We start from the raw sequence: 21,368 nt of genomic DNA, 5'->3' as shown, positions 1-21,368 counted from the left end.
CTGAATTAATAATGTCTAATTAACTAATGAGGTAATTATGAGGGTTGTAGTAGTGAAATGCTCCGCACGCGAAATCATAGTTTCGTTTGCGGAATAATTGAGGGTAATTTAAGATCTATATTTTTTATTGAGCATTGACCACATAGATTCTAAACGTCTTTTACTCATTCCCTTTAGTAAGTTATCTAACTCGTTATTTATTTCGTCTTGGCTCCATTTTTTTGCTTTAGAGCAAACTAATTCTTTTAATGAAAACAAAATATTTTGGTAATCTTCATTACAAAAATTATCACTATCGTTTTGCAGTAAAGAATGAATAAAATTATCTAAATCAATTCGTTGTATTACTAATTCTAAATCATCATTAAAATTTGTAACAGGATCATAGTTTTCAATCATTGATGCTTGTTTATCTAATAACTGATTATTTTTAGGGTGATATAATTTAGGGTATATTTTTGTTCCTTTTAAATACATATATCCTTCACATGAATTAATTAAATTTTCTCCCTGCAATTTTCTTTTATAATTTTCAATAGCTAATTTGTTACCGCCAATAAGAGGAAAATCCCAACATTCATCTTTTAAATTTATTAGCGATCCTGTATAACCAATCAATCTCAGTCGATTTGTGATATCTCCATCAACTTGAACACTATCGATAAATCTATCCGTTCCCTCAGGTTCATAAATTAGCATTCCGCCTAAATTCGCTATTGGCTTTTGTATTTCACAAAAGATAGCTTTTACATAAGAATGTGTTGGCTTAACACTCAATTTTAGTTTTTTACTGATTATTAAATCTAAAATATCAGATACATCAATTTCATCATCTTTCAATTCTAAAGATAACCATTTTGCAGCCTCATTTAATGATAAATACTCTTTTAATTTATATAACTTACTCATTTGTTCCACTTAAACCATAACCCTAATGAAGAAGTTACGCCAGTCCGTTAGGGTTTCGAACTTTCGGGAGCTACCCTAGACGTAACTAATTTAATTACTTAAACATTATTGAGCATTACTATATCATATACTGTATAAAAAAACATTAGCCTAAATCCCACTAAATAGTGGTATTTAGCTAGCCAAAGGAAAGGATTGCTTTTGAAATTATTACCTTGATAATCAGCACGGATTTGAAATCCGACCTAATGACATGTTTTAATGTTATATATGTTATTACTTTCTTTTAATAACACTTAAAAAAATATATATAAATCAATTATATTATGTTATTAGTGTTGTTAGTGTTATTAAAATATATATATAAAGTATTTATTAAATAATAGGTAATAAAAAACCAGTCTAATTGACTGGCTTAAATCTGGTTCTATGAATAAAATCAAGAGGCTCATTTTTGAGCTGCTGACAGTGATAAATTTCCTTGGCTAGCTTGCTCTACAAAATCACCCCACCATTGCATCATATCTCTACGTTTATCTAAATAGGTTGCTCTGTTGTAAATTGCTCTTACTGCATTCCTATCGACGTGGGCAAGCGAGACTTCAATTAAATCATAATCAAAGCCATGTTCATTTAATGCTGTAGATGCTAATGATCTAAAGCCATGAGCAACTAACTCACCTTTAAAGCCCATTCGTTTTAATGCTGTATTGACTGTTTCTTTATTCATATGTTTATTGAAAGGTGCTTTCAATGTTGGGAAAACATATTCACTATGACCGCTAATAGGCTTCATAATCTCAATTATCCTTATCGCCTGTTTATTTAGTGGGATAGTATGATCTCTTCTCATTTTCATTTTGTCTGCTGGTATCGTCCATAATTCATTTTTTAGGTCTATTTCACTCCATAATGCAGATACTGCCTCAATTGGTCTTGTTATTGTAAGTAGTTGCCACTCAATTAAGCATCTTGTTTGTAATTCAATACTAGCCAAAGAAATGGCTTTCATTATTCTTGGTAACTCTGAAGGTGGTAAAGAGGGCATATTTTGCTTATGGGCAACTTTAAACACAGCTCCTATTTTACCAGCTGGATTATATTCAATCAGATCATTGTTAACAGCATAAGTCATTACTCTATTAATTCGTTGTGATATCCTCTTAACTGTATCTAGTTTACCGGCACATTCAAGAGGTTTTAAAGCTTCAATAAAATCTTTTGCTTTTAGCTGTGAGATGGGTATATCGCCAAGGCTAGGATAAATATAATTAACAAATGAATTTTTTATTCGCCTAATTGTTCCACTAGTGATATCTCTTGAGTTCTGTTGCTCAAGCCATCTTTCAGCCACTTTATAAAATGTATTATCTTTCTCTTTTTTTGATTGGTTTTGTATAGATTGTTTATGCTGTTGTGGATCTACTCCTTGAGATACTAAAGAACGATATTCATCTCTTTTTTGTCTTGCGTTAAATAATGTGATTTCTGGATAGCTTCCAAAGCTAACTAATGTGCGTTTTTTTGAATCAGGACTAATATAATTAAATCGCCAAATTTTAGAACCATTAGACTTAATTAATAAATATAAACCGTTGCCATCTGATAAAGTAAAATCCTTTTCCTTTGGCTTGGCTGACTTGATTTGAGTATCATTTAGAGGTTTTATAATCTTTGCCATGTTATACGAATTTAAGTTATATTTGAGCGTATAACATAATATATAACATAAAAGTTTGAATTTCGCTAAATCTTCTTGAACTTAGATAAACAGTAAATTAGTTAGAAAGCTTGTTATATAAAGGTTTTTTGAACGTTTTTGAATTTGGATGGATTAATGAATGGTGGGTTGTGAGGGGTTCGAACCCGCGACCAATTGATTAAGAGTCAACTGCTCTACCGACTGAGCTAACAACCCACTAAATTATTCTTTCTATTATATCTAACCTTTAAGATTAATGCAAGCCATAGATTTTACATAAATTTTGAGCTTAATCTCAGATTTATCAAATTAAATGTGATATTATCATAAAATTAAAGAATTTATTATTATCCAACCGATTCTTTAATTAACTTAATATGACATAAATAACAGTATGAATTGACAATTAGTTAATAAAATTAATTAAACGCCTAATTCAATAATCCTTAAATTATAGCTTATAAGATAGTATTAGGAGACAAGAAATGAAAATATCATCTGTTGCAATGCTCATTTCAATGGGATTAGCAAGTTCAATGGCTTATGCACATCAAGCGAATGAAATCATAGTCCGTGGTGGACCTGTTTATGTTCATCCAAAAGATAAAAGTGATCATGTGAAAGTGGGTGGGGCAAAAAGTGATTTAAAAGCTAAAGCCGATAATGACACTCAACTTGGTTTAAATTTTCAATATATGATTACGGATAATATCGGTATTGAACTGTTAGGAGCAACACCATTTAGCCATCAAGTTAAACTTGGCGGTGGTAATTCAACGGGATTGGCTGGCGCTCACCTTGGTAAAATTAAACATTTACCACCTACATTAAGTGCTGTTTGGTACCCTCTTGATTCGCAATTTGAATTTCAACCGTATGTGGGTGTTGGGGTAAACTATACTTTCTTCTTTGATGAAAAACTCAGCGGAGAAGCTAAAAAAGCAGGATTTCATGGTTTAGACCTTGATAGTTCTTGGGGCTTAGCGGCACAAATTGGGGCAGACTATTCTATTAATGAAAATTGGCTCATTAATGCACAAGTACGTTATATTGATATTGAAACTAAAGCAACTACGCATTTAGGAAATACTAAAGTAACGGCTAAATATAAATTAGACCCATGGGTTGCAATGATTGGTGTAGGTTATAAATTTTAAGCTTTTGCTAAATAAAAAATCTCTCGTTAATCGAATTAACGAGAGATTTTATATATCAAGATTATAGATTCTTGATTGCTACATACTGCTCTTGCAGTTTAGCTTTATCATCAATGTAACCTTGCTGTTTTTCTTTTTCTTTAGCAACCACCGCAGCAGGTGCTTTGTCAACAAAACTAGCGTTTGATAATTTATTTGCAATGCGGGCTATTTCTCCCTCAATGCGAGCAATCTCTTTTTCAAGACGAGCTAATTCATCTTCTTTATTAATTAATCCCGCCATTGGTATAAGTAGCTCTGCCCCATCAACCAATTTAGTTACAGACAACGGACCATTTTCACCTTCATCAAGCAAGACAATTTCAGAAAGTCTAGCCAACGTTTTAATAAAAGTAATATTATCACTTACAACACGATGAACTGTCGGTGAAGCTTGGCGAATCAATAATTGTAATGGTTTACTCGGTGCAATGTTCATTTCTGCACGGATGTTACGTACAGCAATAACAGCATCTTTAATCCAATTAATATCAGCAACCGCTTCTTCATTAATATATTTCTCATCAAATGCTGGCATTGGCTGTAGCATAATTGTGTCAGCTTTAATATGCATTAGCCCTTTCACATTTTGCCAAATTGCTTCAGTGATAAACGGAATAATTGGATGTGCAAGGCGTAATAACGCTTCCAGAACGGTCACCAACGTATGACGAGCAGCACGTTGTGCAGATTGTTCGCCATTAGCTAATACTGATTTAGTAAGTTCTAAATACCAGTCACAGAATTGATTCCAAGTAAACTCATATAAAATATTAGCAGCTAAATCGAAGCGATAAGTGTCAAATGCTTCACGATAGGCTTTAACGGTTTGGTTAAATTCTGCTAAGATCCATTTGTCTGATAGTGAATAATCTAAATCTCCGCCTTTAAAACCACAATCATGTTCTTCAGTATTCATTAATACGTAACGGCTGGCATTCCATAATTTGTTACAGAAGTTACGATAACCTTCTAAACGTTTTAAATCCCAGTTAATATCACGCCCAGTTGAAGCCAGCGCCGCTAAAGTAAAGCGTAGTGCATCCGTACCGTGAGCTTCAATACCATTTGGAAATTGCTTTTCAGTCCGTTTAGCAATTTTTTCAGCCAACTGTGGTTGCATCATATTGCCAGTACGTTTTTTTAACAGATCGGCTAATGAAATACCATCAATCATATCTAAAGGATCAATTACGTTACCTTTAGATTTAGACATTTTTTGCCCTTCTTCATCACGAATTAACCCTGTAACATATACAGTTTTAAATGGTACTTGTGGTTTACCATGCTCATCTTTGATAAAGTGCATCGTCATCATAATCATTCTGGCTACCCAGAAGAAAATAATATCAAACCCTGTTACTAATACATTAGTTGGATGAAAGGTCGCTAAATCATCGGTATTTTCTGGCCAACCTAAGGTTGAAAATGTCCATAGCGCTGATGAGAACCAAGTATCAAGTACATCTTCATCTTGTGATAATTCAATGTCGTCAGCTAGGTTATTTTCGCGTCGTACTTCTGCTTCGTTACGACCTACATAAACATTACCTTGGTTATCATACCAAGCAGGGATTCGGTGCCCCCACCATAATTGACGAGAAATACACCAATCTTGAATGTCATTCATCCAAGAAAAATACATATTTTCGTACTGTTTTGGTACAAATTGAATGTCACCATTTTTTACTGCATCAATAGCGGGTTCAGCAAGTACTTTGGCACGAACATACCATTGGTCAGTCAACATAGGTTCAATAACCACTCCGCCACGATCGCCATAAGGAATAGTAAGATCATGTGGCTCAATTTTTTCGAGTATATCTAATGCTTCACATTGAGCAACAATGGCTTTACGGGCAGCAAAGCGTTCTAAATTTTGGAATTCTGCTGGAATTTCTGTTGCATAAAGAGTGCATGCTTCGCCGTTGGTATCAAATACTTCTGCTTGTGTACGAATATCACCATCGAAAGTGAAAATATTGATCATCGGTAATTGGTGACGACGTCCTACTTCATAGTCATTAAAATCATGGGCAGGTGTGATTTTTACACAACCAGTACCTTTAGTCATATCGGCATGTTCATCACCAATAATCGGAATACGACGATTTACAAATGGTAATATGACATATTTACCAACTAAATCTTTATAACGTGGATCCTCTGGATTAACTGCAACACCTGTATCGCCTAATAGTGTTTCTGGTCGAGTTGTGGCAACAACTAAATAATCTTTGCCTTCTGCTGTTTTAGCTCCATCAGCAAGTGGATAGCGTAAATACCACATTGAGCCTTTGACTTCTCGGTTTTCGACCTCAAGATCTGATATGGCGGTACGAAGTTTAGGATCCCAGTTTACTAGACGTTTACCACGATAAATCAAATCTTCTTGATATAATCTTACAAACACTTCCTTTACGGCATTGGATAGGCCTTCGTCCATAGTAAATCGTTCACGATCCCAATCAACAGAATCACCTAGTCGACGCATTTGTTTAGTAATACTACCGCCTGACTCTGCTTTCCATTGCCAAATTTTATCAATAAATGCTTCACGACCGTAATCATGACGAGTTTTGTTTTCCTCAGCGGCAATTTTACGTTCAACAACCATTTGAGTAGCAATACCAGCATGATCCGTACCTGATTGCCAAAGGGTATTGTTACCCTGCATACGATGATAACGAATCAATGCATCCATGATGGTTTGTTGAAATGCATGCCCCATATGTAAACTACCTGTTACATTCGGAGGTGGAATGGCAATGCAGTAACTTGGTTGAGATTTGTCGCCATTGGGTTTGAAATAACCGCTTTCTTCCCAATGTTTATAGATAGGTTGTTCAATTTCTTGTGGATTATAAGTCGTATTTTTCATAATTGATGAATAAATCCTAATTCAAGGCATAAAAATGCCTTATATTCTACAGGAAAATAGCCAAACAATAAATTAGCAGAGTAATAAACTCGTTGATTTAAAATATGATTAAAACTTTATCAGATTGATAATTGATACAAAAAACCGCTTATTTGAAGTGAGCCCATAAAGTTGGACACTTTTATTAAGCGGCTTGTAAGACCTGATTTCGATATTCAACTGGAGTCAGGCCTTTTAATTTGGCTTTAATCCGTTTGAATTTACAGTTATATTAATCCTGTTGATAAATAAAATTATCAATTAACCGTGTTTTACCAATATAAACCGCTAAAGCACATAAACTGTCTTGTGCAAGTAAATCAATCGATTTTAATGTAGCTAAATCGACAAACTCAATATAATCAATCTTTGCCAAAGGTTGTTTACTGATCAACTCTTGCATGGTTTGGGTAATCACACTCACTGATTTTTCACCTTTATTGATCATAGCTTTTGCATATTCAATTGCTTGGTAAAGACAAACCGCAGCAGCTCGTTCACTTTCAGATAAATAACTATTGCGGGAACTTTTAGCCAGTCCATCTGATTCACGTACAATAGGACAACCGATGATTTCAATATTAAAATTCAGATCCGTTACCATACGTTTAATTACTGCTAATTGTTGGGCATCTTTTTGTCCAAAGTAAGCTCGATCCGGTTGAGCAATATTAAATAATTTGGTCACGACCGTACAAACGCCTTTAAAATGGCCTGGACGTCTTTTGCCACATAAAGCTTCTGTTAATCCATTTACATCAACATAACTATTAAAATTAGGGGAATACATTTCACTGACGTCTGGGCAGAAAATCAGATCGACACCCATCTGTTCGCAGGCGAATTTATCGCGTTCTAAATCTCGTGGATAACTGGCAAGATCTTCTGAAGGACCAAATTGAATAGGATTGACAAAGATAGTCACAATAACTTTTTGATTATCTTGTTTAGCAGCTTGCATTAAGCTTTGATGACCTTCATGTAAAAATCCCATTGTCGGCACTAAACCTATGCTATTACCCGCCTGTCGCCAAGCGTGGACATGCTCACGCACCTCTTTAATCGTTGTTACAACTTTCATAATTTTATCCTTTTTTGCTATTCAAAAATTCACTTTTCAGATTTTGAATAATTTCATCATCCATTGCAAATTCATGAATCGATGCAGGGTATTGTTGTTGTTTGACTTCTTGGCAATAATCACCAAACGCCTTTTTCATTTGTTCCCCGATGGGTGCAAAGGATTTAACAAATTTTGAAGATATGCCATCATACATTGACAGCATGTCTTGATAAACCAACACTTGTCCATCACATCCAGCACCCGCTCCAATACCTATAGTTGGAATATTGACAAGCTCAGTAATAAATTTAGCCAGTTTGGCAGGGACGCATTCTAATAAAATGGCAGCCGCGCCAGCTTGTTCAACGGCTAAAGCGTCGAGCACAATATTTTTTGCGTTTTGATAATCTTTACCTTGAACTTTATAACCACCTAAAGCTAAAACAGATTGCGGCATTAAACCGATATGAGCAATAACGGGAATCGATGCTTGGGTAATCATTTTGATGTGTTCACAAAACGCTAGCCCTCCTTCAAGTTTTACAGCTTGCGCCTGACCCTCTTGAATTAATCGTCCTGCATTATAGACCGCATCATAGACGGAGGTATGATAAGACATAAAGGGTAAATCCGTAATCACAAAAGCTGTTTTAGCCGCTTTTGCCACAGCTTTCGAATGATGAATCATATCTTCCATAGTAACCGATACTGTACTTTCGTAGCCCAGCATGACCATTCCTAAAGAGTCACCGACAAGTAAACAATCGACCCCACTTTCATCCATAAGTTTGGCAGTTGTATAATCATACGCCGTTAGCATGGTGATTTTTTGTTGATTTTCTTTGCGTTGTTGTAAGTTTAAAATAGTTTTTTTCACGAAAACAGCTCCAATTCCAGTTGTCGATAGTCGTTATTCGGATGTTTTTGTCGACTAATATTAAGTAAAATAGTTGATAATTGTTTATAGATCGGTCTTAATTCGTTTGGCATAGCCATTATATGTTGTTTGATAGTATCAATATCACCACGTTCAACCGGCCCCGTTAAAGCATTAATCACCCCTAGTTTACAGGTATTATTGGCATTACCTAAAAATAACGGATGCCATGCTTGTTCACTAAATTCACTGTTTAACTCACATTGATTTAGTAATTCTATTCCTATTTGTACTAAAGCAATAACTTGGTTACTGAGCATGACACAGGCTGCATGATAAAGAGGCTTTTTACTGGCAGAAAGAATTGCCAAAGGATTTTTTAAAGGGGTAAACAAAGCTTGCAATTGGCAAATAACATTAGGATTGGCTTCAAGCGTAAAAGAGACAGCAGGCATGGCGGAATAACAACCAAACCGATCATAAATGGCATATAAAGGATGTAATGAAAAAGCAAAAGGATGCACAAGCTTATTTTGGCTAAAGATATGGGATGTTAATAAACCACTACAGTGACCTATCCATTTGTTTGCAATAGGTAATTGACAAATTTCTTGCCAAACAACTAATATTTGACTATCAGATACAGTAACAAATATGCAATCACAATCGTTAACTAAATCACCTAGTGATGAATAAGCTTTGCTTTGCGTAAAATCACTTGCTTCTTGTGCATGTTCATAAGTTCGACTAAAAAAACCAGCAATGCTAAAGCCACACAATGAAAAGTACTTTGCTAACGTACAACCAACTTTACCTGCACCTATAAAACCGATAATCATTACAATTATATCTTTTTTAAAAAAGATCGCATTATAGCTTAATTCGCCTGATATTCAATCAGATTAATTCTAATAAAATTAATAATATTTATAATTTATCGGCGACTATTACTTTGTTGAGCAAAAATAAAATTTACCTCTATTAAATAATTTTAGAGCTTTTCTATAGACTCCAATAGCGAATAAACTTGCTTTGCTTATAACCAGTAAAATATTTTTTTAGCTTGTCATCACCGCATGAACCCTAGGTAATATCGATTCATCACAAAATCTAAAAATTTTATACCATTGCCTTTATATTATTTCGCAATGGTATAAAATTACTCGCAAGTCACGGGTATGGTTTTTAAATTGAATCCAGCTTCTTTATACAATTTATACCTTGTTCTTGCCAACTCTTTTAATCTTTCATCTACTGGCACAAAATCAACAATATCAGAATACACTGCGGCAAATTCAGGAAACTGCTCTTGCAGATTAATTAATATATGCCGATTGCCATTACTGCGCTTTTGTGGCCAACAAATTTCGACAGGCGAACCACCTTTCATACCTTCACCAGCTAAATTATGTGGTACAAAATGGTCGGTATCGAGCTGCCAAAGGTATTCATCTATACGTTCAGCTTGTTGTTGATCTTGGCAAGCAACTAAGATTCTTTTATTCGCTTGCCAGATTTCAGCAATTTTTTCACAAGCGAGCTTTTCATGGTATAAAACACCTGATTCACTCGCCGGTTTTTGGTTTTCTAAAAGATAAAAAATCACTTTTTTCATATAAATGAATGATCAACCTATTGTGTTAATAAGTATTCAATCAACATCGCAACAGGTCGACCTGTCGCACCTTTTTTGGCACCTGATTGCCAAGCTGTACCCGCAATGTCTAAATGTGCCCAGTGATATTTTTCGGTAAACTGTGATAAGAAACACGCTGCGGTAATTGTTCCACCATCACGACCGCCAGCATTGACAATGTCTGCACAAGTTGACTTAATCTGCTCTTGGAAATCATTATCAATCGGTAATTCCCATGCTTTATCACCCGCTTTATTAGATGCTAACACTAATTCATTGACTAAATTTTTGTTGTTACCCATTACCCCTGTATAGTGGTGACCTAATGCAACAATGCATGCACCGGTTAAGGTTGCAATATCGATAACAGTTTTTGGTTTATAACGTTCAACATAGGTTAAAGCATCACATAATACTAAGCGCCCTTCCGCATCGGTATTAATAACTTCGACCGTAGTTCCCGACATAGTCGTTAAGATATCACCTGGTCGATAGCTATTGCCATCAGGCATGTTTTCACAACCTGCCATTACCCCAACGACATTAATAGGTAGTTTAAGCTCAGCGACTGCCTGCATAACACCATAAACGGTTGCGGCTCCGCACATATCATATTTCATTTCATCCATACCGGCAGAAGGTTTAATTGAAATACCACCAGAATCGAATGTTAATCCTTTACCCACAAACACATAAGGCTGGGCTTTTTTATCTTTTGCTCCATAATATTCAATAATCGTCATTATTGATTCATTTGCAGAACCACGACCCACCGCTAAATAGGCATTCATATTTAGTTTAGCTAACTCTTTTTCACCTAAGCATGAAACTTTTAAAGATGAATGCTTTTTACCTAATTGCTTAGCCTGATCAGCTAAATATTGCGCGTTGCAAACATTTGAAGGCATATTAGCAATTGTCTTTGTGGTACTAATTGCATCAGCAATAATTTGACCTTGTAATAAACCGTTTGTTAAAGATTCACTTTGCTTTTTATCATTGAGAATTAAGGTAACTTTATTCAAATCTGGAATTGGAGACTTTTTGGATTTGAATTGATCAAAACAATAGGTCATATTATTGATAATTTGTGGAAGTTGCTTAACAATTTCACTATTTACAGATGATTTAACCGTTAACAAATCCCAATTCACACTTTTGACTTTTTTTGCCAATAATTCTTTGACTACTGCTTGAATAACTTGTTTCGATTGGTTGATGTCAAATTCTTTCACTTTTCCACAACCAACAAATAAAAGTTCTTGCTTTAATTCTGATGAACAGGAATATAAAAAAGTGGTTTTACCAAGTTCGCCACTAATATCACCAGATTTGATCAGTTGACTGACTAAGCCATTAGTCGCTCGATCAATTTCTTTTACTGTATCTGATTGATTTTTATCTGAATTTACAACAACAACTAAACATTCTGATTTTGGTTTTGTAATTGAAATACTGTTTTTAATTAAAATTTCCATAGATATTCTCTTTTTATGAAATTTATGATGATGAGTAACATTCTATCTGTTCATTTAGCGATAGCAACAAAAAGATAACTAAACAAAGCAAATCCTATTATAATAGTCTAATTCATGAAACTTGAAGATAGGTAAAATGTGATAATTCGTCGATATTTAGTGAAAGAAACATTAAAAACACAAGGTGCAATATTATTTATATTATTGCTAATTTTCTTTTCTCAAAAGTTAATTAGAATTTTATCTAGTGCCATAGAGGGAAATATTCCACGTGATTTAATCATGCCTTTGCTAGTGTTAGGCGTATCAAATATGGCGGATTTAATTTTACCATTAAGCTTGTTTTTGGGTGTTTTAGTGACTTTTGGTCGTTTATATTCTGATAGTGAGATGGTAGCCATGCATGCCTGTGGCGTAAAAAAGAATCTAAACTATCAAGTAGTCTGTTTTCTTTGTATTCTCACTTGCGCATTAACCACTATCAATTGTCTTTGGTTTGGACCTTGGTCAAACCTAAAACAAGACCAGTTAATTGAAAATGCCAAAATCAATCCGAGTTTAGCGGGTCTGTTAGCGGGTCAATTTCAGCAAACTTCAGATGGAAACTCAGTGATCTATATTGGTAATGTCGATAAAAATAATTTAGAAAGTGTATTTATTGCAAAAATTAATCCTAGGAACAATCAACGACCTTCAATCATTATCGCTAATAAGGGAAAGACTGGCAATGATGCAGAAGGTAATCAAATCATCACACTTGATGATGCTAATCGCTACGAAGGGACTGCGCAACTGAAAGACTTTCGTATATCAAACTTTCATAATTATATGGGTATTATTAAACCTAAAGAACTCGACTCAAATAGTGATGAAACAAACGATGTTCAACAACTCGGCCTAACGGATTTATACAAAACAAAAACACAAAAAGCAGAAGCTGAGTTTTATTGGCGGTTAACTCTTATTATTTCTGTTCCTCTCATGGCATTTTTAGTTATTCCTCTCAGCGTATCGAATCCTAGACAAGGTCGATTAGCCCAAATTCTTCCAGCATTATTGCTCTATTTGGTCTATTTTTTATTAGCGAGTTCAATTAAAGCTAATGCAGGTAAGGGCCGTTTAGATCCAGTCTTGTGGTTTTATATTATCAATCTAGGATATTTTGTTCTTGCCATAATTTTAAATTGTTGGGATAACTTATTTATGCGTAAACTTCGTTTGAAATATATTGCATCATAAAGGAGAAAGGGATGTTTTCGATTTTAGATCGCTATATTGGTAAAACTATTATAAGCACTATTGGGATTAGTCTGTTTTTATTAATCAGCTTATCAGGCATAATCCGTTTCATTGATCAACTTAGAAGGATAAAAGTTGACTACGATGCTTTTGCTGTGGGTATCTATTCTTTATTAATGGCACCAAAAGATTTAGAAGTATTTTTTCCTATGGCAGCATTGCTTGGTGCTTTAATTGGATTAGGTTTGTTAGCATCTCGTAGTGAGCTAATAGTAATGGAAACAGCAGGATTCAGCCGTTTCAAAATTGCTTTAGCGGTAATGAAAACAGCATTACCGCTCGTGCTTATCACTATGGCTATTGGCGAATGGGTTGCACCTGTTAGTGAGCAAACTGCACGAAATATGCGCTCAGAAAAGCTCTACGGCAGTTCATTAATGGCACAACAAGGTAGCCTATGGGCGAAAGATGGTAATGATTATATCTATATCGGTCACATTAACAGCGACAGTTCAATATCTAACATTGATATCTATTCGGTAGACAACAATAAATTATTGTCAATAACCCATGCCGATAATGGTATATTCAAAGATAATGTTTGGACGTTATCGCAAATTGAAAAAAGTGATTTAACTCAAATCGATAAAATTCAAACTAGCAATATTCTTTCCATGGAGTGGAAAACTAACATTACCCCTGATAAGTTAAGCGTTGTGGCATTTGATCCCGACTCTCTTTCAGCTTCAGGACTATACAAATATTCACAATATTTAAAAAGCTCTGGTCAAGATACTAGAAATTATGATTTACTTTTTTGGAAGAAATTAATCAAACCGCTTTCGGTGGCTGTTATGATGCTACTTGCGTTATCCTTTATTTTTGGACCACTGCGTAGCGTATCTATGGGAGTGAGAGTGATTATTGGTATTAGCTTTGGATTTATCTTCTATATCGCTGATAACCTATTTGCTCAAGCCAGCATTGTAATAGGAATATATCCAATAATCGGCTCTATGCTAACTAGCATAGTATTTCTTTTGATCAGCTATATTTTGTTTAAAAGAAAAAATTAAGCATACTTATGCATACTGATGTGTTTTAAATAAACAGAAATTAAAAAGTTAAAATCATATAAAGGCATTCCTTATTAAATAATTAAGAATGGTTAATTGATGATAACACTAGCATTAGAATTTACTAAAAATAGCTATAATCAGTTTATGTAAACAGTCAAAATTTAAATAATAGATACTTAATGCATCCTAAACAATTTTAGTATTGAATGGACGCATTAAGTATTTTTAAAAAGATTCAAATATTGTCCATAACCGGCAGACTCTAGATCATCTTTAGGTATAAAACGTAAAGCTGCTGAGTTAATACAATAACGTAAACCACCCAACACTTTCGGTCCATCATTAAATACATGACCAAGATGAGAATCAGCTTTTGCTGAACGTACTTCGACACGATTCATACCATGACTATGGTCAGCTTTTTCAATTATGTTGTCGTTGTTTATCGATTTAGAAAAACTTGGCCAACCACATCCTGAATCAAATTTATCAAATGAAGTAAATAAGGGTTCGCCTGATACAATATCTACATACAACCCTTCTTGATAATTATCATTGAATTCATTTTCATATGGTGGTTCGGTTCCATTTTGTTGCGTGACATAGTATTGCATGGGTGTTAATCGTGATATCGCTTTTTCTTTTAATGTATTATTCATAAATCACCTAACCTATTTAATTAAGAGTCATCAATAACAACTAATTTCCTTTTAACATCGATTGTAGAACTTTATCTTTAATCCAAAAATAATGATATGAAACACCTACTATATGTAAAATAAATAAAACAGCTAATAAGTATGAGCCTACTTTGTGTATAACATGAAACAATTGATACACTTTATTTGACATATCAATCGCTGGAAGCGAAATGATGCCAAATACACAGAGTGAACGGCTACTCATTAAGTAGCCAGATAAAGGTACAATTATCAATAAAATATAGATCAATCCTTGTGTTGATTTTGAAAAAATGCGCTGGAATCTCCGATCTTTCGGTAAAACATCGGGCAGACCTTCTTCCGTGATAACAATGAAGCGCAAAATTGTTAACATAACGATCACTACCCCAAATGATTTATGAAATAAATAAACCATAAACATCCCGCCCAAGTATTGTGACAGAGTCACTTTAAATGTCAGCAAGATAAATTCCAAAAACACTAGTATAAAAATTAACCAGTGGAGCCATTTTTGTTTGCTATTATACTCTGGGTAGTTTTCCATAAACTATGTATCCTATCTATTTTTGGGCCAATGCTGAGCAATAAACTGGCTTCGCCCTGATCGTTGATAATACTCATTATAATGTAAAGGTTGTTTTGTGTAATAATTTTGGTGATAATCTTCTGCTGGATAAAATGTTACCGCAGGTTCAATTGCCACTTTTATTGGTTTGCTAAAACGCCTACTTTCTTGCAAAGCTTGCTTTGATGCTAAAGCTTGCTTATATTGAAATTCGTTATGATAAAATATAGCTGGTCGATAAGAATCCCCCCTATCAGCAAACTGACCTTGGGCATCAGTAGGATCGATTTGCTGCCAAAAGATGTCGAGTAATTTTTTATAGCTGATGACTTTAGGGTCAAACGTTATTTGTACGGCTTCGGTATGCCCTGTCGTTCCCGAACAAACTTCTCGATAAGTTGGATTTTCAACATGTCCGCCTGTATAACCTGATACCACGTTTATCACTCCTTCATACTGATCAAAGGGTTTTACCATACACCAAAAACAACCACCGGCAAATGTTGCTTGTTCATATTGTTGCATAATAATCTCCTGATTAAATGATTTTTGACAAATTCATTCACTCTTACCCTGTATCAACACGTTTTAGTCATGCCTTTTTAATTATACATTAATCATATTACTTGAAATAGATTAAAAAAACACCATATTTTCACTATAGCGTTACAGTTTTTAGGAGGTCTATTTTATGGCAAGTGGATGGGCATCTGATGATGCTGTTAATCAACAAATCGAAGGCACTATTGCAGATGCCATCGAAATGGCAAGACGGCAATTAAAACATGGCACTATAAGTGCTCATTTTTGTGTTGAGTGTGGCGATGCTATTGCGCAAGCAAGACGAGAGGCGCTACCAGGCGTAAAATATTGTCTGTCTTGCCAACAAGAAATTGATAAACAATTAGCCAAATCAACGAGTCTATATAACCGTCGTGGTAGCAAAGATAGTCAACTTCGATAATCTTAATCAGAGGGAAATGTCTGTTCCCTCTTTTTCTCTTTTATAAAATAATTTTTTATGATTTGTGAGCCTTACTTTTTTTCTGAACATCGTCATAAGGATAAACCAGTAATTTATTATCAAACCATTCAGCACAAAAAATATCCTTGATATCATCATATCCTTGTTTTTTGATTTCATGCTTAAGCCACGTCTCACTTTTATGTAACTGTTCAAGATTATCTTCACTAATGGCACCATTTTCAATCACCAGCACAGCAATATCTTTATCCCCTTTTTTGATAATTGTTAATGAACCATTTAATTCATACCAAACCTGTTTCAATTCATTAAAAGCACAAATACCTTGAATATTGATGAGCGTCTCAAAATCCCTGACGGGTAAATTGGCTTTAATAAAATTGTCACTAATTAAGTGCCCATTTTTAACAAGTTGAATCGGTTCTCCATCAATGGCATCTCTTAATCGTGAATTTTTTGATTTAATGAATCGAACTAATATAAGCAGCCCTGCCCAAATAGCGACTAAACCCGCGGATTGCCATGCTGAAACATTAGAATTAAGAAGTGCTCCCCCAACTAATGCACCAATAACCATACTACCAACTTGATCCAATTGTGACATAGGTGCTATTTGGCTTTTGCCCGATAATTTGACGTAAATAAGTAAAATAATAAGAGCAACTAAAAATTTTGGTGCCATTTCAAGTAAATACATTTCTAACCTCCAAGAATATATCCGTTTAAAATTTCTAAAAAGTTTTGCAACAGGGTATAAGCAGATAAATGACAGTTAAAAAATAAGTATCAGGAGCAAACTAAATTTTTATCTATATGAAATCAATGATCATTAATTTTTGGATAGTGACTTGAACTTTAATGAAAGCAGTATTAGTTTACTCTAAATCCGATTCGAAAAAAATATGAATAGTAAAAGCTATCGATTTCTTAAACGATAAAGAAAAATTTTAAGACCATATTTAATAATTTTAATATTAATAATCAATATAATAACATCTATTTCTTATGATTATTACTTGAAAATGATACCTTATCGGTTCAAGAAAATATTTATCAAAACCTTTTTTGGTGAGTGGTTTTAATATCAACGTTATTTTGTCGTCTATTGATGAAATGGTTGAAGATAAAGATTGTCCACGACTATCTTTATATCCCTCATTAAACTTATTATTGTACATTCTAAAGCTGTTTACTTAGATAAACAAAATGTTATTAAAATAGCAAATCGCAAAAATTAACCTCTTTTAAGCATAACATCATCAAAAATTACTTGGATAAAAAAGGTAACGTTAAAAAAGCTGTATGGTAAGCATCGCATACCATAACTATTTTAAACTCTATCTAGAACAATAAAAATCATTTAAACATAGATAGAGAATATTAATTTTAATAATTAAATCATTATAAAAAGGTTAAGGCTCTTTTTTGCTATTAAATAAAGCCAACCAATAGATAGGCCAATGGGTTTTATTGAAAAGGTTATTAACTAAATAAGCAATCATAACCAATATTACTGAGCCAGATAATACCGGAAATAATAGAAAACTAAAGTCGTAATCTATTTTATCTGCGGTTAATAAAATGACTAAAGGATTAGCACCCGCAGGTGGATGTACCGCTCGAAAATATTGCATAGAAACAATTGCAATTCCAACGGTTAATGCTGCAATAATGATATTACTACCAAATAGTTTAAGAAAAACTAATCCAACAAAAGCGGCAATTAAATGCCCAAAAATGACATTTCTGGGTTGAGCCAATGGCGATTGAGATACCGCAAACAATATTACGCAACTTGCCCCAAAAGGCGCCATTATAAAGGTGTAATGAGTTAACTGACTAAAACCAATAAGAAACAATATAGAAACAAAACCACCAATTAAGCTCTGTAATAATTCAATATTTCTGGGCTTTGGCGGTAACTTTTCCTTGCTGAAAAAAAATGATTTCATTATTCTTTATCCTATTCGATGAGTGAAAGTAAGAGTGCAAACCTGAAAATGAACAACTCTGTTCACTTTTTATATTAGTACAGATCTGTTCACATATCAAACACTTTGGATAAAAAATGAAAAAAACATCTAAATTAATAGCAGATACCGCCGAGCAACTCTTTTATCAAAAAGGATTTGGCAATGTTGGGGTGGATGAAATTAGAGATCAATCGGGTTGTTCTAAAACAACGCTATATAAATATTTTGGTAATAAAGATAATTTAATTTTTGAAATATTGAAAATAAGAGATTCACGTTTTAAACAACAACTCATTGAGGCAATTGCTGATCTTGATCACTATGAGTCAATTATGCAAATATTTAAATGGCACCTCGATTGGTTTAATCGAGACGATTTTAATGGCTGCTTATTTGTAAGAGCAAAAGAAGAAATTCATAACGATAAAGCTGTACAACAACTGGTGATTGAACATAAAGAATTTATCCGTAAACTGATCCATGACCAACTGCCCAAAACCCCACAACAGACAACTTTAACCAACCAACTAATGGTGATATTAGAGGGATTAATCAATATCAGCGTTGTTTATAAAGAAAATAAATCACTTTATGATGAGATGATTCATGATAGTTTTGATTTGCTATCCGCCCTACTTCATCATTGATAGAAAGCGGTTAATGATGCTCTTTACATCTAATAACATTTGAATCAATCTATTATTTTTTTATCAATTAATGAATAATATTTTGCATTGAAAATGCATAAATATAGTAGAACATTGGAACGTAACTGAAAGAAACGTAGAAAAAATCCCCCCCCTCAATAATAACAGAGTTTTTTGATAACCCGATTTATTCTAAGAAAGTATTTAACTTTATAAAATTGAATCAAACCACCTGATACCCAACTATCATGCGGTTTTTTCTTTGAATGTAAAAAAGTTAGTTAAGTTAGATAAAAAATCTATTAAAATTAGAATAATCAACGAACTATCTTTCGCTTAATCTTCTTAAATGTAAAAACAATTCTTTATAATCTAAATAAACTGTCTTTATATATAAAACATTTCAATTTTAATAATAAAATGGATTTAGAATTAATATTGAAACGGTATAGACTCCTGAATAATTTTTACAAAAAAACATTTAGTGATTTAATCTCTAAATCATATTTTTCTTTTTAATCGTTTATGTACTCTTATTGATTTTCTTTCGTTATCCCTCCTTAAACAACGTGATAAAACGATATCGATAAGATGTGAGTTAATTTTAGCGCCGTATCAGTTAATGTGAGAATTAGTCATAACACTTATTAATAATAATCCTAAATTACACAGATAACTGAAAAAAGTTTTCTTTGATTAATTGAATACAGTTTGCAAGTTTTGTAACTAATAATTGAATTGTTTATTTAGTTTTAATTTATAATCACTTTAAAATTACTTCACGGATTCTTTTAGCGATATATTCTACATGCGTTTCCAATGCAAAATGCCCTGTATCTAATAATTCAACCACTGCATGAGCATTATCTTTTTTGTAAGCTTCTGCGCCAGCAGGTATAAAAAATAAATCATGTTTTCCCCAAATAATTAAGCACGGCAATGGATAATCTCTAAAAAACTGTTGAAATAAAGGGTACATTTTTAGGTTATTTTTATAATCTAAAAATAAATCTAACTGAATAGATTTATTAGCTCCACGCTCAAACAAAAATGTATCCAAATAATAGGATTCTGGCGCTATGCTCTCAATCGATGGTACTCCATGTATATATTGCCCACGCGTTCCTTCCAAATTCAATATCGCATCTTCAATAATTTTTCTATTATGCTCTGTTGGATGATCCCAGTAAGCCTTTATTGGATCCCAAGCACTACCCAAACCTTCCAAATAAGCATTGCCATTTTGGGATACAAATCCTGTTACCCTTTCAGGATAAGTTAAAGCAAGACGAAAACCTATGGGAGCGCCATAATCAAAAACATACATTGCATATTTTTTAAGATTTAAAGCATCGACGAACTTAATGAGTGTTTTACTTATACTATCAAAACTATAAATATAGTTGGCAGTGTCTTTCACTTCAGTAAAACCAAAACCGGGAAAGTCAGGCGCAATCAGATGAAATTTATCCGCAAGTAAAGGAATTAATTCTCTAAACTGATGTGATGAACTAGGAAAGCCATGTAATAGTAAAAGAGTTGGTAAGTTTTTTTCCCCTGCCTCCCGATAGAACATGTTTACATCTTCAATATTGACGTACTTATATTGAATCGGATGATGAATATTATTTACCATAAAAGCCTCGCTTTGTAACCACTAAATGCAAATTTAAAGGGTTATTTATAATATTTAAATTTATTGTAACTTGTCAATGCGTATTTTAAGGGTTACAATCTCCTTGTAAAAAAGGTATGTCAATATGAAAACAAATACATTAGATGATTTAGCATTGATAGGAGATAACGATGCGCTTAACATGATAAATACCGTCGTTAAAATAGATGGCAATTTGATTGATCGTTGGAGCTCAACAGAACAACTCATCTATTGGCTTATCAAAGTGGCTGGCATTTTAGTTCCTGATGATTTGCACTCCTCGTCAGCATTACTTGAAAAAGCTAAAGAGCTAAGAGAAATAACAAGAGTACTTATACAACAAAAAAAAGAAGGGCATAGTTTAGATATTGAACCATTAAATGCATTTTTGCACAAAGCTAGTCGATGGTTAAATTTAGAATATGATGCTAACCAATCGCTTGTCGTCACTCATCATTATGCCAAACATAGTCCAGAACAGGTTTTAGCTCCTTTGGCAGAGGCTACAGCAAAGCTAATCGCGCAAGAAGATTTTAGTTTAGTAAAACACTGCGAGCACAAAGACTGTGTGCTGTGGTTCTATGATAAGACAAAAGCCCATAAAAGACGCTGGTGTAGCATGAAAGTTTGTGGCAATAGACATAAAGTTATGAAGTTTAGAAAAAAGCTAGCAACCTCATAAGATAAGCTCTGTAAATATAGTTCATATTAAGATGATTTGTCATAGTGGAGACTATAGGCAATCATCCACCCTCAGAT

20 protein-coding genes, 1 tRNA gene and 1 pseudogene are annotated in these 21,368 nt (G+C 33.7%); 6 read left to right on the top strand and 16 right to left on the bottom strand.

All coding sequences use genetic code 11. The annotated features are described in order from the left end of the window. Nucleotides 1–108: 108 nt before the first annotated feature. The 3 genes from H3S73_RS10920 to H3S73_RS10910 all read right to left on the bottom strand — a co-directional run bounded on the left by H3S73_RS10920 (nucleotide 109) and on the right by H3S73_RS10910 (nucleotide 2,827). Nucleotides 109–909, bottom strand: a complete 801-nt coding sequence (locus H3S73_RS10920) for a hypothetical protein (RefSeq protein WP_198236631.1) — start codon at nucleotides 907–909, stop codon at nucleotides 109–111. A gap of 448 nt (nucleotides 910–1,357) precedes the next feature. After that, nucleotides 1,358–2,590, bottom strand: a complete 1,233-nt coding sequence (locus H3S73_RS10915; protein WP_198236630.1) for an integrase domain-containing protein — start codon at nucleotides 2,588–2,590, stop codon at nucleotides 1,358–1,360. A 161-nt stretch (nucleotides 2,591–2,751) separates the two neighbouring features. Further along, a tRNA-Lys gene (locus H3S73_RS10910) sits at nucleotides 2,752–2,827 on the bottom strand. Nucleotides 2,828–3,096: 269 nt separating this feature from the next. On the opposite strand from H3S73_RS10910, the gene H3S73_RS10905 reads away from it, so the two are divergent. Continuing rightward, nucleotides 3,097–3,768, top strand: coding sequence for an OmpW family protein (locus H3S73_RS10905; protein WP_039127977.1), 672 nt, complete (start codon nucleotides 3,097–3,099; stop codon nucleotides 3,766–3,768). Between the two features lie 61 nt (nucleotides 3,769–3,829). Here H3S73_RS10905 and H3S73_RS10900 read toward each other — a convergent pair whose 3' ends face one another. From H3S73_RS10900 to H3S73_RS10875, 7 genes and pseudogenes are all read right to left on the bottom strand, one after another. Beyond that, the gene (locus tag H3S73_RS10900; protein ID WP_198236629.1) at nucleotides 3,830–6,688 is read right to left on the bottom strand and encodes a valine--tRNA ligase; all 2,859 of its coding nucleotides are present in this window, start codon (nucleotides 6,686–6,688) and stop codon (nucleotides 3,830–3,832) included. 184 nt (nucleotides 6,689–6,872) lie between these two features. Beyond that, nucleotides 6,873–6,941: pseudogene (locus H3S73_RS14070) on the bottom strand (IS3 family transposase); the annotation flags it as partial. An 18-nt stretch (nucleotides 6,942–6,959) separates the two neighbouring features. Further along, entirely contained in the window at nucleotides 6,960–7,808 is an 849-nt protein-coding gene (panC, locus tag H3S73_RS10895; RefSeq protein ID WP_198236628.1) for a pantoate--beta-alanine ligase, read from the bottom strand. Nucleotides 7,809–7,812: 4 nt separating this feature from the next. Further along, a complete protein-coding gene (gene panB / locus H3S73_RS10890; protein ID WP_198236627.1) occupies nucleotides 7,813–8,667 on the bottom strand; it encodes a 3-methyl-2-oxobutanoate hydroxymethyltransferase in 855 nt (284 codons plus the stop codon). Then, entirely contained in the window at nucleotides 8,664–9,506 is an 843-nt protein-coding gene (locus H3S73_RS10885; protein ID WP_198236626.1) for a Rossmann-like and DUF2520 domain-containing protein, read from the bottom strand. The genes panB and H3S73_RS10885 overlap by 4 nt, the downstream gene beginning before the upstream one ends. 320 nt (nucleotides 9,507–9,826) lie before the next feature. Beyond that, a complete protein-coding gene (locus H3S73_RS10880; RefSeq protein WP_198236625.1) occupies nucleotides 9,827–10,282 on the bottom strand; it encodes a DNA polymerase III subunit chi in 456 nt (151 codons plus the stop codon). Nucleotides 10,283–10,299: 17 nt separating this feature from the next. Beyond that, the gene (locus H3S73_RS10875; RefSeq protein WP_198236624.1) at nucleotides 10,300–11,781 is read right to left on the bottom strand and encodes a leucyl aminopeptidase; all 1,482 of its coding nucleotides are present in this window, start codon (nucleotides 11,779–11,781) and stop codon (nucleotides 10,300–10,302) included. Between the two features lie 138 nt (nucleotides 11,782–11,919). Here H3S73_RS10875 and lptF point away from each other — a divergent pair, with 138 nt between their 5' ends. Next, nucleotides 11,920–13,020 (top strand): LPS export ABC transporter permease LptF, encoded by a 1,101-nt coding sequence (gene lptF / locus H3S73_RS10870; RefSeq protein ID WP_198228409.1) that lies wholly within the window; start codon nucleotides 11,920–11,922, stop codon nucleotides 13,018–13,020. An 11-nt stretch (nucleotides 13,021–13,031) separates the two neighbouring features. Then, on the top strand, nucleotides 13,032–14,096 hold the full coding sequence (gene lptG, locus H3S73_RS10865; RefSeq protein WP_198228410.1) for an LPS export ABC transporter permease LptG: 1,065 nt from the start codon (nucleotides 13,032–13,034) through the stop codon (nucleotides 14,094–14,096). Between the two features lie 218 nt (nucleotides 14,097–14,314). Here lptG and msrB read toward each other — a convergent pair whose 3' ends face one another. Genes msrB through msrA form a run of 3 tightly spaced genes read right to left on the bottom strand, consistent with a single transcriptional unit; the run spans nucleotide 14,315 to nucleotide 15,872 of the window. After that, a complete protein-coding gene (msrB, locus tag H3S73_RS10860; protein ID WP_198236623.1) occupies nucleotides 14,315–14,758 on the bottom strand; it encodes a peptide-methionine (R)-S-oxide reductase MsrB in 444 nt (147 codons plus the stop codon). A 40-nt stretch (nucleotides 14,759–14,798) separates the two neighbouring features. Next, nucleotides 14,799–15,326, bottom strand: coding sequence for a cytochrome b (locus tag H3S73_RS10855; protein ID WP_198236622.1), 528 nt, complete (start codon nucleotides 15,324–15,326; stop codon nucleotides 14,799–14,801). Between the two features lie 12 nt (nucleotides 15,327–15,338). Continuing rightward, nucleotides 15,339–15,872, bottom strand: a complete 534-nt coding sequence (msrA, locus tag H3S73_RS10850; RefSeq protein ID WP_198228413.1) for a peptide-methionine (S)-S-oxide reductase MsrA — start codon at nucleotides 15,870–15,872, stop codon at nucleotides 15,339–15,341. Nucleotides 15,873–16,038: 166 nt separating this feature from the next. Between msrA and H3S73_RS10845 the strand changes: the two genes are divergently transcribed. Beyond that, nucleotides 16,039–16,311: a DksA/TraR family C4-type zinc finger protein gene (locus tag H3S73_RS10845; protein ID WP_198236621.1), complete on the top strand. Its 273-nt coding sequence runs from the start codon at nucleotides 16,039–16,041 to the stop codon at nucleotides 16,309–16,311. Nucleotides 16,312–16,366: 55 nt separating this feature from the next. Here H3S73_RS10845 and H3S73_RS10840 read toward each other — a convergent pair whose 3' ends face one another. Further along, a complete protein-coding gene (locus tag H3S73_RS10840; protein WP_198236620.1) occupies nucleotides 16,367–17,029 on the bottom strand; it encodes a DUF421 domain-containing protein in 663 nt (220 codons plus the stop codon). Between the two features lie 715 nt (nucleotides 17,030–17,744). Next, a complete protein-coding gene (locus H3S73_RS10835) occupies nucleotides 17,745–18,284 on the bottom strand; it encodes an HPP family protein (protein ID WP_198236619.1) in 540 nt (179 codons plus the stop codon). A 116-nt stretch (nucleotides 18,285–18,400) separates the two neighbouring features. On the opposite strand from H3S73_RS10835, the gene H3S73_RS10830 reads away from it, so the two are divergent. Beyond that, nucleotides 18,401–18,952, top strand: a complete 552-nt coding sequence (locus H3S73_RS10830; protein ID WP_198236618.1) for a TetR/AcrR family transcriptional regulator — start codon at nucleotides 18,401–18,403, stop codon at nucleotides 18,950–18,952. A 763-nt stretch (nucleotides 18,953–19,715) separates the two neighbouring features. Here the strand turns inward: H3S73_RS10830 and H3S73_RS10825 are convergent. Continuing rightward, nucleotides 19,716–20,588 carry an alpha/beta fold hydrolase gene (locus tag H3S73_RS10825; protein WP_198236617.1) on the bottom strand — a complete coding sequence of 291 codons (873 nt, stop codon included), beginning with the start codon at nucleotides 20,586–20,588 and terminating at the stop codon, nucleotides 19,716–19,718. 124 nt (nucleotides 20,589–20,712) lie between these two features. Here H3S73_RS10825 and H3S73_RS10820 point away from each other — a divergent pair, with 124 nt between their 5' ends. Beyond that, nucleotides 20,713–21,291: a CGNR zinc finger domain-containing protein gene (locus H3S73_RS10820; protein WP_198236616.1), complete on the top strand. Its 579-nt coding sequence runs from the start codon at nucleotides 20,713–20,715 to the stop codon at nucleotides 21,289–21,291. The last annotated feature ends 77 nt before the right edge of the window (nucleotides 21,292–21,368 follow it).

Source organism: Gilliamella sp. B14384G12, assembly GCF_016101825.1.
GTDB lineage: Bacteria > Pseudomonadota > Gammaproteobacteria > Enterobacterales > Orbaceae > Gilliamella > Gilliamella apicola_N.
Note: the sequence above shows the minus strand (reverse complement) of the source record. Positions and strands in the feature narration are given on the sequence as shown.